Source organism: Clavibacter sp. GW821-FHT01D01 (genome assembly GCF_059422605.1).
In genome coordinates this window covers 199,828-211,767 of the sequence record NZ_JBWKXC010000007.1, presented here as the reverse complement: position 1 = coordinate 211,767, position 11,940 = coordinate 199,828, and the positions used below count along the sequence as shown (strand labels likewise).

The following is an 11,940-nucleotide window of genomic DNA, read 5'->3' as shown; positions in this document are numbered from 1 at the left end:
GCCCGGATCCCCGCGCGGGGATCCGGGCGTCGCCGCGTCCCGGGTCGGCGGGCGGTGCTGCGTCGGCGTCAGGCGCGCAGCAGGACGTCGAGCGTGACCGCCAGGTGCTGGTCGATCGCGTCGCGCGCGGCCTCGGCGTCGCCGGCGGCCAGCGCGTCGACGATGCCGGCGTGCTCCTCGCACACGCGGTCCTGCCGGTCGGTCGCGCGGTAGAGCGCCTCGACGCCGACGAGGATCTGCCGGGCGCGGAGCTTCGCGTAGGTGCGGCTCATCAGCTCGCTCCCGGCGGCGTCGACGAGGAGCTGGTGGAAGCGCCGGTCGTGCTCGATGAACTCCCGGCCGCTCTCGCGCGGCGGCAGGGCGACCATGGCGCGCTGCTGCGCGAGCACGGCGCGCATCGCATCGAGGGGCGTGCGGTCGTGGGCCACCGCGCTCGTGGCCGCGTGGCGCTCGAGGACGCCGCGGAGCTCCATGAGCTCGCCGATCTCCCGGCCGGTGATGACGGGGATGCGGGCGCCGCGCTTGGGGATCATCTCGACGAGGTCGTCCGCGGCGAGCAGCAGCAGGGCCTCGCGGACGGGGGTGCGGGAGACGCCGATGCGCTCCGCGAGCTCCTGCTCGTTGAGGAAGGCGCCCTGCTGGTCGGGGTCCGTGAGGACGTGCGCGTGCAGGAACTCGTAGGCCCGTTCCCGGCCCGAGAGGGCGGCGGCGGGAGCGCCTGGATCACCCGCCCGTTCTCGCATACGCTATGTATACATGACGAGGAGGACCATGAGAGTCGCGCTAGCCCAGATCATCAGCTCCCCGGATCCCGCGGACAACCTCGCACGCCTCGAGCGCGTCGCGGAGGACGCCGCGCGGCAGGGCGCCGAGCTCGTGGTGTTCCCCGAGGCGACGCAGCGCGCGTTCGGGAACCCGCTCCCGGAAGTCGCCGAGCCGCTCGACGGGCCGTGGGCCTCGGGCGTGCGGGCGGTCGCGGACCGCCTCGGCGTCGTGATCGTGGCCGGCATGTTCACCCCCGGGGCCGGCGGCCGCGTGCGCAACACCCTGCTCGTCGCCCGGCCCGCGGACGCGGACGCGGCGGGTGCGGCCTCGTACGACAAGATCCACCTCTTCGACGCGTTCGGGTTCCGCGAGTCCGACGCCGTCGACCCGGGTGACGCCGTCGCGGTGATCGAGGTCGGCGGCACGCGCGCGTCGCTCGCCACCTGCTACGACGTGCGCTTCCCCGCGCTCTTCCTCGCGGGCGCCGACCGCGGCGCGGTCGTGAGCGTCGTCTGCGCCAGCTGGGGCGCCGGCCCCGGCAAGGCCGACCAGTGGGACCTGCTGCTCCGGGCCCGCGCGCTCGACTCCACGACCTTCGTCGTCGCCGTCGGCCAGGGCGACCCCGCGACGCTGCCCGCCGGCTCCCGCGGCCACGACCCGGCGAGCGGCGCACCCACCGGCATCGGCCGGAGCGCCGTGGTGTCCCCGCTCGGCGAGGTCCTGCACCGGCTCGGCGGCGAGGAGGAGCTGCTCGTCGTCGACATCGACCCCGCGGCCGTCGACGCCGCGCGCGGCACGCTGCCCGTGCTCGCGAACCGGCGCCGCGGGCTCGAGCAGGGCGCCTGACGCCCGTCAGCCCTCGCGGAACGACAGCACGTCGCCCGGCTGGCACTCCAGCACCCGGCAGATCGCGTCGAGCGTCGAGAAGCGCACCGCCTTCGCGCGGCCGTTCTTCAGCACGAAGACGTTCGCCGGCGTGATCCCGATCGCCGTCGCCAGCTCGGCCACGGTCATGCCGCGCGCGGCGAGGTGCGAGTCGAGGTCGACCTCGATCGGCATCAGACGACCTGCGCGAGCTCGGCGTGCGAGGCGGCGGCGCGGCGCAGGAGCCCGAGCAGGGTCACCAGGACGAGGCAGAAGGCGGCGCAGAGGGCGGCCACCCCGCCCAGGGCGACCATGACGGCCGGCGGCGTGATGCCGGCGACGGCGAGCCCGACGAAGGCGGCGACCGCGAGGCCCGCCGCGACGGCGCCCAGCGCGACCATGGCCCGCACCAGCGCGAACGCGCGCGCGTCGAAGATGGCGTCGCCCGCGGTCATGGACGTGAGCCGCCAGATGATGACGAGCACCGCCTGCGCGCAGAGCGTGACGGCGACGATCCACGCCGCGACCGGCACGACGAGCCCGTCGAGGTCGGCCTCGCTCTCGCGCAGCGGCCCCGTCGCCGCGGACACCATGAGCGCCTGCACCACGATCCCGAGCGCCACCAGCACCGCCACCAGCGCCTTCACGCCGGTCCTCGTCGCCTCCGCCATGTCCGTCCTCCTCCGTGCATCGATTGTCGATCCATCGAAGGACGATACGAGGCGGGAGCGGGCGAGCGCGTCATCCGGAGGTCGCATCCCGCATGACGCGACGCGGGCCCGGCCGCCGAGGCGACCGGGCCCGCGGGCCGTGCGAGCGGATCAGCGCCCGAGGGGCGTCATGTCCTCGTAGCGGTCGCCGACCGGCGTGGGCAGCGACGAGAGCCGCGCGAGCTGGTCGGCGGTGAGCGTCACGGCGTCGGCGCCCACGTTCTCGTCGAGGCGGCTGACGCGCTTCGTGCCCGGGATGACGGCGATGTCGTCGCCCTGCGCGAGGATCCAGGCGAGCGCGACCTGCGCGGGCGTCGCATCGAGCTCGCCCGCTACGGCTGTCACGGCGTCGACGATCCGCATGTTCTGCGCGAACGCCTCCTCCGCGAACCGCGGCGACGACGAGCGGTAGTCGGCCGCGGACAGGTCGGCGGCGCTCCGGATCGCGCCCGTGAGGAAGCCGCGGCCGAGCGGCGAGTAGGCGACGAGTCCGATGCCGAGCTCGCGCAGCACCTCGAGCACGGGGCCCTCGGGGTCGCGCGTCCAGATGGAGTACTCGCTCTGCAGCACCGAGATCGGGTGCACGGCGTGCGCGCGGCGGATGGTGTCGGGCCCGGCCTCGGAGAGGCCCAGGTGCAGCACCTTGCCCTCCTCGACGAGCTCCTTCATCGCGCCGACGGTCTCCTCGATCGGCACGGACGGGTCGACGCGGTGCTGGTAGAGCACGTCGATGCGGTCGGTCCCGAGTCGCTGCAGGGAGGCCTCGACGGCGATGCGGATGCCGGCCGGGGTGCTGTCCATGCCGCGCTCGTAGTCCTCGGCGTCCTTGCCGGGCGCGTGCTTCAGCAGGCCGAACTTGGTGGCGATCACGACGTCGTCGCGGTGGGTGGCGAGGGCGGATCCGACGAGGCGCTCGTTCGCGAACGGCCCGTACGCCTCGGCGGTGTCGAAGAGCGTGACGCCCTGCTCGACCGCGCGGTGCAGGGTGCGGACCGACTCCTGCTCGTCCTCGCCCGCGCCGTCGTAGAACGCGCTCATGCCCATGCAGCCGAGGCCGATGCGGCCGACGTCGAGTCCCGTGCCGGTGTGGATGTGCTTCATGCGGTGCTCCGATCTCCCGCGGCCGGATGGGCCGCCCGTCGAGCCTAGGCACGCCCCGGCCGACGACGCGCCGCACCCACCCGCTGTCTTGAATCACTCAAGGGAAGTGTGCTTGACTGCGGCGATGCTCCCCGACCACGCGCACCACCACGCGCCGCCCCTCGACGCCGACGCCCTGCGCGCCGCGCTGCGGGAGGCGGGCCTCCGGGTGACCGGGCCGCGCGTCGCCGTCCTCACGGCCGTCGACGCCCGGCCCCACTCGGACGCCGACGAGGTGCTACGCGCGATCAAGGGCGAGCTGCCCGGCACGAGCATCCAGGCGGTCTACGGCGTGCTCGGCGCGCTGCTGGCCGCGGGGCTCGTGCGCCGCATCGAGCCCGCGGGATCCTCCGCGCGCTACGAGCGGCGGACGGGCGACAACCACCACCACCTCGTGTGCACGTCCTGCCGGACGATCGTCGACGTGGACTGCGCCGTGGGGGAGTCCCCCTGCCTCGCGCCGTCCGACGCGGCGGGATTCCTCGTGGCGAGCGCCGAGGTGACGTACTGGGGCCTGTGCCCCGCCTGCCGGACCGCGACCGCGGATCCCGGTGCCACCGTCGCGACCTGACCGTCGCCACCGGCCGCCCCACGGCCGGACGACCCGAGCCAGCACCTCCCCGTTCCACCGCTGACAGGAGAACCACATGACCGACCAGAAGCACACGACCACCGACTCCGGCGCCCCGGTCGCCAGCGACCAGCACTCGCTCTCCGTCGGCCCCGACGGATCCATCCCGCTCCACGACCACTACCTCGTCGAGAAGCTCGCGCAGTTCAACCGCGAGCGCATCCCGGAGCGCGTCGTGCACGCCAAGGGCGGCGGCGCGTTCGGCACCTTCCGCACCACGGGCGACGTGAGCGCGTACACCCGCGCCTCGCTCTTCCAGCCCGGTGCCGAGGTCGAGCTCCTCGCCCGCTTCAGCACCGTGGCCGGCGAGCAGGGCAGCCCCGACACGTGGCGCGACCCGCGCGGCTTCGCGCTGAAGTTCTACACGGACGAGGGCAACTACGACCTCGTGGGCAACAACACGCCCGTGTTCTTCATCCGCGACGGGATCAAGTTCCCCGACTTCATCCGCTCGCAGAAGCGCCTCCCGGGCTCGCACCTGCGCGACCACGACATGCAGTGGGACTTCTGGACGCTCTCGCCCGAGTCCGCGCACCAGGTCACCTGGCTCATGGGCGACCGCGGGCTGCCGAGCTCGTGGCGCCACATGGACGGCTTCGGCTCGCACACCTACCAGTGGGTGAACGCGGCCGGCGAGCGCTTCTGGGTGAAGTACCACTTCAAGACGCAGCAGGGCATCGAGATCCTGAAGCAGGAGCAGGCCGACCAGATCGCAGGCGAGGACGCCGACTTCCACATCCGCGACCTCACCGAGGCCATCGACCGGGGCGACTACCCGGAGTGGAAGCTCGAGGTGCAGGTCATGCCGTACGAGGACGCGAAGACGTACCGCTTCAACCCCTTCGACCTGACGAAGGTGTGGTCGCAGAAGGACTACCCGCGCATCGAGGTCGGCACCATGACGCTCAACCGGAACCCGGAGAACTACTTCGCGCAGATCGAGCAGGCCGCGTTCGCGCCCTCGAACTTCGTGCCCGGGATCCAGGCCAGCCCCGACAAGATGCTCCTCGCGCGCATCTTCAGCTACGCCGACGCGCACCGCTACCGCGTGGGCACCAACCACGCGCAGCTGCCGGTGAACGCGCCGAAGTCGCCCGTGCACAGCTACTCGAAGGACGGAGCGGGCCGCTACCGCTTCGAGTCGGCCGGCACGCCCGTCTACGCGCCGAACTCGCTCGGCGGCGCGCACGCCGACCCCGCCCGCGCCGCGGAGAGCGCCGGCTGGGAGCAGGACGGCGAGCTCGTCCGCTCGGCCGCCACCCTGCACGCCGAGGACGACGACTTCGTCCAGGCCCGGATGCTCGTCAACGAGTCGATGGACGACGCCCAGCGCGAGCGCCTCGTCGGCAACATCGTCGGCCACGTGAGCAAGGTCACCACGGCCGAGCTCCGCGCCCGCGTCATCCAGTACTGGACGAACGTGGACGGCTGGCTCGGTGCGGCCGTCGCCGCGGGCCTGCCGCCGCTCGCCGGCTCCGCGCCCGTCGCCGAGGCGACCCCCGGCCCGACGCGCGACGCCGAGGAGGTCTCCGTCGCGGCCCGCTGAGCCGTGGCGGTGATCCGCTGATCGCACGACACGACGCCCGCCCCCTCGGCGAGGGGGCGGGCGTCGTCGCGCGTGGCGGGCGGTCAGCCGGCGTGCATCGCGCCCCCCTGGTACAGGATGGTGTCGTAGCCGAAGTCGCAGACTCCGCGGTACGGCCCCCCGTCGTCACCCGGCACCTCCACCGCCGGCGTCCCGCGGCCCCCGATGGTCCGGGCGCACACCGGGATGCGCGTGCCGCGGATGGTCACGTGGTCCAGGCGGGCCGTGTCCCCGAGGTCCTGGTTGACGCCCACGACCTTGTAGCGGCCGCCCGTGATGAGGACGTCGCTGACGACGACGTGCCGGGTCTCCTGCACGAGGCAGTCCCCGCACGAGCGCGCGAGCGTGCCGATGTCGGACGCGGCGAGGTGCGTGATGACCGCGGTGCCCGCGCCGTCCAGCTGCACGACCTTGTCGTAGGCGTGCGCGACCGCGCCCCCGGTGATGGTGACGACGGACCCCGCGGGCGATCCGGCCTGCAGCGTCACGGCGTCCTCTCCCACGTGCGGCGACCACATCCCCTCGATGCGGCACGTGGCGAGGCAGTGCACGCCGTCGGCCGCGAGCGGCCCGATGATCAGGTTCCGCGCGGTGGCTCCCGGCTCGAGCACCAGCACCGGCTGCTGGAACTCGCTGTGGCCGTTCGTCGACCCGTTCAGCTCGGCGAAGTGGAAGTCCACCGTCCGGCCGGCCTCGACCACGTACGGCGTGCTCCGCGGCGGCATCACGACGGTCGGCCGGGGGAACGCGGGCATCGCGGTGAGCGGTGAGGGAGGAGCCCCGCGCCGGGAGCGCGGCCGCGCTCGCCGCCTCGGGCACCGCGACCGAGGCGATCCCTCCGGCGGCGGCGAGGGAGAGGGCGAGCACCAGGGCGAGGCGCCGGAGGGGGGAGGGGATGGTGGGCGGGGGCATGCGAGCCGATCTCTGCATCCGCCGCGTCGGTCGCGGTCGGCACCGGAGCGTACGGCGCGGCGACCCGGCCGCGTCGGTCCCGTGAACCGGCGGATCCCCGTCCCCGCGCCCTGTGCGCCGCGCCCCCGTCCGGGGGCGCCGTCGTGCGAGTGTCGGGCCGCGCCGACCGGCGCGACCCCCCCCTCGTAGAACAGGACCACACGATGGCATCTGCCACCCGCACCACGCTCCTCGGCACCGCGGCCTGCGCCGTGATCACCGCGGGCATGCTCGCCGGACCGGGGGTGGCCATCGCCGCTCCCCGCCCGGTCGCCGGCCCCTCGTCGGGCATCCTGCACCACACGATCCCGGCGCGCAGCGCGGCGGCGGCGGCGACCGCGTGGACGCCCGCGCGCATGCACGCGGCCACGACCAACCGGTTCGTCGACGCGGACCCGGCCGACGGCGATCCGCCCGCGACCGCCACGGACACGCCGGCGGCGCTCGACACCTCGGCCGTCGTCGCCCCCGCTGCCGTCGCGGACCTCGACGAGACGACCGCGGTCCCGGGCTTCGACGAGGCCGACCACCTCGGCGTCGTCTTCTTCCGCAGCGGCGGCGTCGACCAGCGCTGCACCGGGAACGCCGTCGTCTCCCGATCCGGCGACCTCGTCGCCACGTCGGGCAGGTGCGTCTCGGCGCTGGCGGACGCGTTCGTCAGCGAGCTCGTCTTCGTCCCGGGTTACGACGGGACGGCGCCCGAGGGCGTCTGGGCCGCGACCGCGGTCACCGTGCAGTCGCGCTGGGTCACGGACCGCGCCGTCGACCTCGACTCGGCGTTCCTCCAGGTGCGGGCGCCCGCCGGTGCCGCCGCCGGGGCGACCCTCTCCTCGACCGTCGGGGCGTCCGGCGTGCTCTTCGCGGGGCAGGAGGACGACGACGAGTACCGCGCCTCCGGGTACGCCCTCGACGGCGGTCACGACGGCACGCAGGTCGTGGACGTGGTCAGCACGGTCGAGCCCAACCCGTGGGCCAACGAGGACTACGCGATCGAGGGCATCGGGACCGAGCTCCGGGCCGGCATCAGCGGATCGCCGTGGAGGGCCACCGAGGACGGCTCGGGCGACGTCCAGCGCGGCATGACGACGTTCGCGTACCACCAGTTCACCCACGCCGCCTTCGGACCGCAGTGGACGAGCACCCTGCACGACACGTACCGGGCCGCGGCGGCCTCGTGACCCGCGGGCGCCGCCGGGCCGACCGGCCGGGTGGCGCCCCCCCCCCGCGGATCGCGGATCGCGGATCGCGGATCGCGGATCAGGCGAGCGGCAGCTCCATCTCGAGGTCCCGCTGCGCGCGGTCCAGGGCGTACGGCACGCTGCGGCCCGTGAGGCGGAAGCCGCGGCGCTCGTAGTAGGCGCGGGCGCGGGGGTTGTCCTCGTGCACCTCGAGGCGGAGGGCCGTCGCGCCCGGCCGCTCGCGGGCCCACGCCACGACGGCGTCGAGGAGCAGGTCCGCGACCCCGGCGACGCGACCGCGGGCCTCCGGCGTGATGTAGACGCTCACGAGCATGACGACGGCGCGATCGGTCGTGACGAACGCGTTCATCGCGCCGAGCCAGCGGCCGGTGCCGCGGTCGACGGCCGCGTACGCGGTCGATCCCGGCTGCGAGGGGCGCTCCGCGCGGGCCCGCCACTGGGCGTCGGTGAGCCCGCGCGCCGTCTCCAGCGTCTCGAGGTACGCGAGCGGGGTGTCCTCCAGCATCTCCAGCCGGAGGGTGCGGTACTCGCGCCAGTCCTCGGGGAGGATCCGGTGGACGACGGGGTCGAGCCCGCTCACACCAGCTGCCCGTTCACGTGCAGGTCGCCCGCGGGGAACGCGTCCGCGGCCGCGGTGACGGGGAGCATCAGCCAGCCGTGGTCCTGGTGCACGACCTCGGCCGCGCCGAGGAGGGTGAATCCGTTGTAGTGGCCGGTGCGCCCGGGGAGCGGGACCCAGCCGTGGCGCTCGTAGTAGCCGGTCGTGCCCTCGCCCGTCTCCAGGAGGCCGAAGGGGACGGCGAGGCGGGCGAGGGCGCCGCGGATGCCGTCGGCCAGCAGCGTGCCGAGGCCCTGCCCCTGCCGGTCGGGGTGCACGGCCACCATCCCGGTGGACCCGACGAGCAGGTCGCGGGCCGGATCGCCGGCGCCGGCGCCGGCGCCGTCGCCCGTGCCCACGAACATGCGGCGGATCCCGGCGTGCGCCACCAGCTCGTCGCCGTCGTGCGCGAGGACCCGCAGCTCGGGCTGCGCGCCCGCCCAGCTGCGCGACCCCGCGTAGCCCTCGCGGAAGTCGGGGAACGCGCGTGCGAGGAGCGCGGCGATCGCGACGTGGTCGGCGACGGCGAGCTCGCCCTCGCGGACGACGGAGAGGCGGGGTCCCATGGACCGAGCGTATCGGCCGGTCGCGGCGTGTCCGGGCCCCGTCCGCGGCCCGGTCGCGCGGCCCGCCCGCCCGTAGGGTGGACGGCATGACCACCCCTCCGTCCGTGTGGCAGGACAAGCTCGGCCGCCTCTCCATCCGCTGCGTGCAGGTCCTCGCGGTCCTCGTGGTCGCCATCGCGATCGTCTACGCCGCCATCTCGCTCAAGCTCGTCGTGATCCCGGTGATCATCGCGCTGATCCTCGCGTGCGCCGTCCGCCCGATGGTGCAGTGGATGGAGCGCCGCGGCGTGCCCGACGCGCTCGCCGCGGTCATCGCGCTCCTGACGGGCCTCGTGCTCTTCGGCGGCGCGATCACGCTCGTCGTGTTCGGCGTGCAGAACCAGTGGCCGACCCTCGTGAAGGCCACCAGCGAGGGCGTCGACCAGCTGCAGGGCTTCATCGAGGAGGGCGGGCTGCCGATCGACACGGCGCAGATCGACTCCTTCCGCCAGTCCGCCGTCGACTTCCTCACCAGCAGCCAGTTCGGCTCCGGCGCCATCGCGGGCGTCTCCGCGGCGGCCGAGGTCGTGACGGGCGCCGTGCTCGGCCTCGTCGTCTTCTTCTACTTCGTGAAGGACGGGCCGCGCATCTGGGCCTTCCTCATCCGCCCGTTCCGCGGTCGCGGCCGCAAGCGCGCGGTCCGCGTCGGCCACGAGGGCGCCCGGGTCCTCGGCGGGTACATCCGCGGCACGGCGACCGTCGCGCTCGTCGACACCGTCTTCATCGGCGCGGGCCTCGTCATCCTCGGCGTGCCGCTGGCGCTGCCGCTCGCGCTCGTCGTCTTCATCGGCGCGTTCGTGCCGATCGTCGGCGCGACCGTCGCGGGCATCCTCGCGGCGCTCGTCGCGCTCGTCACCAACGACCTCACGACGGCCCTCATCGTCGTCGGCATCGTGGTGCTCGTGAACCAGCTCGAGGGCAACCTGCTGCAGCCGGTCGTGCTCGGCAACGCCCTCAAGCTGCACGGCCTCGTCGTGCTGCTCGCGCTGACCGCGGGCACCATCCTCGGCGGCATCATCGGCGCCATCCTCTCGGTGCCCCTCACCGCCGTCGCCTGGACGACGTGGAAGATCGTGATGGAGCCGGACGAGGCGGAACCGGATCCGCACGCGTCGTCCCCGGTGGAACCCGTGAAGCGGGCCGCGCGTGGCCTCACGGCGAAGCTCACGGGCCGCTCCTCCGGCCCCGCGTCGACCGTGCGGGCCGACCGATGAGCGCCACCGGCGCCGCGTCGAGCCTCCAGCGCAAGCCCGGCTTCGCCATCGCCGCGCGCCTCGGGCACGCGGTCAACGGCCTGCTCCACCTCCTCATCGGCGTCATCGCGTTCCGCCTCGCCACGGGCGGCGGCGGCGGCGAGGCCGACCAGTCGGGCGCGCTCGGGTCCATCGCCGGGTCGCCCGGCGGCCGGGTGCTCCTCTGGGTCGTCGTCGTCGGGCTCGTCGGGCTCGGTCTCTGGCAGCTCGTCGAGACCGTCCTCGCCCGCGAGGAGGACGCCGCGCGCACCTGGGCGGCGCGCGCGAAGGAGCTGGGCAAGGCCGTCGCGTACCTGGCCGTCGCGGCCACCGCGCTGCGCTTCGCCATGGGCGGGTCCAGCGACTCGTCCGAGCAGACCCAGTCCCTCAGCGCCCGGCTCCTCGAGGCCCCCGGCGGCGTGGCGCTGCTCGTGGTCCTCGGCCTCGCCGTGATCGCGGTGGGCGCGTACTTCGGCTTCAAGGGCGCGACGAAGCGCTTCCAGGAGGACATCTCGGTGCCGTCGGGCTCCCTCGGCCGCGGGATCACCGCGCTCGGGGTCGCCGGGTACGTCGCCAAGGGCGTCGCGCTCGTCGCGGTCGGCGTGCTGTTCGTCGTGGGCGCGGTCACGGCCGACCCCAGCAGGGCCACGGGCCTCGACGGGGCGCTGCAGTCGCTCGCCGGGCTGCCCGCGGGCGTCGCCGTCCTGGCGGTGACGGGCCTCGGCCTCATCGCGTACGGCCTGTACTGCGGGGCCCGCGCGCGCTACGCGAAGCTGTGACGGCGCGTCCGGTCACGGGCCTCGGCGGCGTGCGGCCGGACGAGGTCCATGTCGTCCGCGTGTTCGCGAACGCCGAGGGGCGCCACGGCAACCAGCTCGGGATCGTGCTCGCGTCGCCGCGCACCGACGGTCGGGAGCCCGCGATCGCACGGGCGCTCGGCTTCAGCGAGACCGTGTTCGTCGACGCGGTCGACGCCCCCGACGCGGAACCCCGCGGCGCCGCGATCCGCATCCTCACGCCCGCCCGGGAGCTGCCCTTCGCCGGGCACCCGACCGTCGGCACAGCCTGGTGGCTGGCGTCGCGCGGCGTGACGATCGACCACCTGCGGGTGCCGGCCGGCACCGTCCGCGTGGACCGCTCCGGCGACGACGTGCGGGTGACCGCGGATCCGGCGTGGGGCCCGGAGTTCGCGTGGCACCCCGTGCGATCCGTCGCCGAGCTCCTCGCCCTCGACCTGCCGGCGCTGGCCGAGACCTCGGGCGTCGAGCACCTCTACGCCTGGGCGTGGATCGACGAGGCCGCGGGCGCCATCCGGTCGCGCATGTCCGCTCCCGCGCTCGGGGTCCCCGAGGACGAGGCGACGGGATCCGCCGCCCTCCGCATCACCGCGCACCTGGGCCGCGACCTCCGCATCACGCAGGGCCGCGGCAGCGAGCTGGCGACCCGGCTGCGCGACGACGGCCGCGCGGAGGTCGGCGGGCGGACGGTCGCGGACCGGGTGATCCCGCTGCCCTGACGGTCGCGCCTGCTCGAGGTCGGCAGGGGGCTGGACCCTCGCCACCGGAGGGCGTCCGAGGTCCACTGCCGTCAGATCGAGGTCCGCCGTGCCGCGCCGTGCACGACGCGCCATGGCCACGGATCCCACGGGATGCGAACGTCT

14 protein-coding genes are annotated in these 11,940 nt (G+C 74.6%); 7 read left to right on the top strand and 7 right to left on the bottom strand.

Annotation, left to right across the window (positions count from 1 at the left end; genetic code table 11):
- Window positions 1–68: 68 nt before the first annotated feature.
- On the bottom strand, window positions 69–743 hold the full coding sequence (locus tag AC07VC_RS11350; protein ID WP_494675199.1) for a GntR family transcriptional regulator: 675 nt from the start codon (window positions 741–743) through the stop codon (window positions 69–71).
- 28 nt (window positions 744–771) lie between these two features.
- Here AC07VC_RS11350 and AC07VC_RS11345 point away from each other — a divergent pair, with 28 nt between their 5' ends.
- Window positions 772–1,611, top strand: a complete 840-nt coding sequence (locus AC07VC_RS11345) for a carbon-nitrogen hydrolase family protein (protein WP_317229261.1) — start codon at window positions 772–774, stop codon at window positions 1,609–1,611.
- Window positions 1,612–1,617: 6 nt separating this feature from the next.
- Here AC07VC_RS11345 and AC07VC_RS11340 read toward each other — a convergent pair whose 3' ends face one another.
- The 3 genes from AC07VC_RS11340 to AC07VC_RS11330 form a co-directional block, all read right to left on the bottom strand.
- Complete coding sequence (locus AC07VC_RS11340; protein WP_494675200.1) at window positions 1,618–1,824, bottom strand: helix-turn-helix domain-containing protein; 207 nt, start codon at window positions 1,822–1,824, stop codon at window positions 1,618–1,620.
- Window positions 1,824–2,300, bottom strand: coding sequence for a DUF2975 domain-containing protein (locus AC07VC_RS11335; RefSeq protein WP_317229262.1), 477 nt, complete (start codon window positions 2,298–2,300; stop codon window positions 1,824–1,826). Before AC07VC_RS11335 ends, AC07VC_RS11340 begins: the two co-directional genes overlap by 1 nt.
- Window positions 2,301–2,450: 150 nt before the next feature.
- Window positions 2,451–3,440 (bottom strand): aldo/keto reductase, encoded by a 990-nt coding sequence (locus AC07VC_RS11330; RefSeq protein ID WP_494675201.1) that lies wholly within the window; start codon window positions 3,438–3,440, stop codon window positions 2,451–2,453.
- A 124-nt stretch (window positions 3,441–3,564) separates the two neighbouring features.
- On the opposite strand from AC07VC_RS11330, the gene AC07VC_RS11325 reads away from it, so the two are divergent.
- On the top strand, window positions 3,565–4,050 hold the full coding sequence (locus AC07VC_RS11325) for a Fur family transcriptional regulator (RefSeq protein WP_494675202.1): 486 nt from the start codon (window positions 3,565–3,567) through the stop codon (window positions 4,048–4,050).
- 76 nt (window positions 4,051–4,126) lie between these two features.
- A complete protein-coding gene (locus tag AC07VC_RS11320) occupies window positions 4,127–5,656 on the top strand; it encodes a catalase (RefSeq protein WP_494675203.1) in 1,530 nt (509 codons plus the stop codon).
- Window positions 5,657–5,739: 83 nt separating this feature from the next.
- On the opposite strand, the gene AC07VC_RS11315 is transcribed toward AC07VC_RS11320, so the two are convergent.
- Window positions 5,740–6,450 carry a pectate lyase gene (locus AC07VC_RS11315; protein WP_494675204.1) on the bottom strand — a complete coding sequence of 237 codons (711 nt, stop codon included), beginning with the start codon at window positions 6,448–6,450 and terminating at the stop codon, window positions 5,740–5,742.
- 360 nt (window positions 6,451–6,810) lie between these two features.
- Here AC07VC_RS11315 and AC07VC_RS11310 point away from each other — a divergent pair, with 360 nt between their 5' ends.
- Window positions 6,811–7,824 carry a trypsin-like serine peptidase gene (locus AC07VC_RS11310; RefSeq protein WP_494675205.1) on the top strand — a complete coding sequence of 338 codons (1,014 nt, stop codon included), beginning with the start codon at window positions 6,811–6,813 and terminating at the stop codon, window positions 7,822–7,824.
- 79 nt (window positions 7,825–7,903) lie between these two features.
- Here AC07VC_RS11310 and AC07VC_RS11305 read toward each other — a convergent pair whose 3' ends face one another.
- On the bottom strand, window positions 7,904–8,425 hold the full coding sequence (locus tag AC07VC_RS11305; protein ID WP_317229268.1) for a GNAT family N-acetyltransferase: 522 nt from the start codon (window positions 8,423–8,425) through the stop codon (window positions 7,904–7,906).
- Window positions 8,422–9,009: a GNAT family N-acetyltransferase gene (locus AC07VC_RS11300; protein WP_494675206.1), complete on the bottom strand. Its 588-nt coding sequence runs from the start codon at window positions 9,007–9,009 to the stop codon at window positions 8,422–8,424. The genes AC07VC_RS11305 and AC07VC_RS11300 overlap by 4 nt, the downstream gene beginning before the upstream one ends.
- 86 nt (window positions 9,010–9,095) lie before the next feature.
- On the opposite strand from AC07VC_RS11300, the gene AC07VC_RS11295 reads away from it, so the two are divergent.
- The 3 genes from AC07VC_RS11295 to AC07VC_RS11285 are packed head-to-tail and all read left to right on the top strand — an operon-like array spanning window position 9,096 to window position 11,796.
- On the top strand, window positions 9,096–10,262 hold the full coding sequence (locus AC07VC_RS11295) for an AI-2E family transporter (RefSeq protein WP_317229270.1): 1,167 nt from the start codon (window positions 9,096–9,098) through the stop codon (window positions 10,260–10,262).
- Window positions 10,259–11,059 (top strand): DUF1206 domain-containing protein, encoded by an 801-nt coding sequence (locus AC07VC_RS11290; RefSeq protein WP_494675207.1) that lies wholly within the window; start codon window positions 10,259–10,261, stop codon window positions 11,057–11,059. Before AC07VC_RS11295 ends, AC07VC_RS11290 begins: the two co-directional genes overlap by 4 nt.
- Complete coding sequence (locus tag AC07VC_RS11285; RefSeq protein WP_494675208.1) at window positions 11,056–11,796, top strand: PhzF family phenazine biosynthesis protein; 741 nt, start codon at window positions 11,056–11,058, stop codon at window positions 11,794–11,796. The genes AC07VC_RS11290 and AC07VC_RS11285 overlap by 4 nt, the downstream gene beginning before the upstream one ends.
- The last annotated feature ends 144 nt before the right edge of the window (window positions 11,797–11,940 follow it).

Coding starts and splice junctions, on each gene's coding strand:
- AC07VC_RS11325 (WP_494675202.1), top strand. CDS start 3,565: ATGCTCCCCGACCACGCGCACCACCACGCGCCGCCCCTCGACGCCGAC.
- AC07VC_RS11320 (WP_494675203.1), top strand. CDS start 4,127: ATGACCGACCAGAAGCACACGACCACCGACTCCGGCGCCCCGGTCGCC.
- AC07VC_RS11295 (WP_317229270.1), top strand. CDS start 9,096: ATGACCACCCCTCCGTCCGTGTGGCAGGACAAGCTCGGCCGCCTCTCC.
- AC07VC_RS11335 (WP_317229262.1), bottom strand. CDS start 2,300: ATGGCGGAGGCGACGAGGACCGGCGTGAAGGCGCTGGTGGCGGTGCTG.
- AC07VC_RS11290 (WP_494675207.1), top strand. CDS start 10,259: ATGAGCGCCACCGGCGCCGCGTCGAGCCTCCAGCGCAAGCCCGGCTTC.
- AC07VC_RS11340 (WP_494675200.1), bottom strand. CDS start 1,824: ATGCCGATCGAGGTCGACCTCGACTCGCACCTCGCCGCGCGCGGCATG.
- AC07VC_RS11330 (WP_494675201.1), bottom strand. CDS start 3,440: ATGAAGCACATCCACACCGGCACGGGACTCGACGTCGGCCGCATCGGC.
- AC07VC_RS11310 (WP_494675205.1), top strand. CDS start 6,811: ATGGCATCTGCCACCCGCACCACGCTCCTCGGCACCGCGGCCTGCGCC.
- AC07VC_RS11315 (WP_494675204.1), bottom strand. CDS start 6,450: ATGCCCGCGTTCCCCCGGCCGACCGTCGTGATGCCGCCGCGGAGCACG.
- AC07VC_RS11300 (WP_494675206.1), bottom strand. CDS start 9,009: ATGGGACCCCGCCTCTCCGTCGTCCGCGAGGGCGAGCTCGCCGTCGCC.
- AC07VC_RS11350 (WP_494675199.1), bottom strand. CDS start 743: ATGCGAGAACGGGCGGGTGATCCAGGCGCTCCCGCCGCCGCCCTCTCG.
- AC07VC_RS11345 (WP_317229261.1), top strand. CDS start 772: ATGAGAGTCGCGCTAGCCCAGATCATCAGCTCCCCGGATCCCGCGGAC.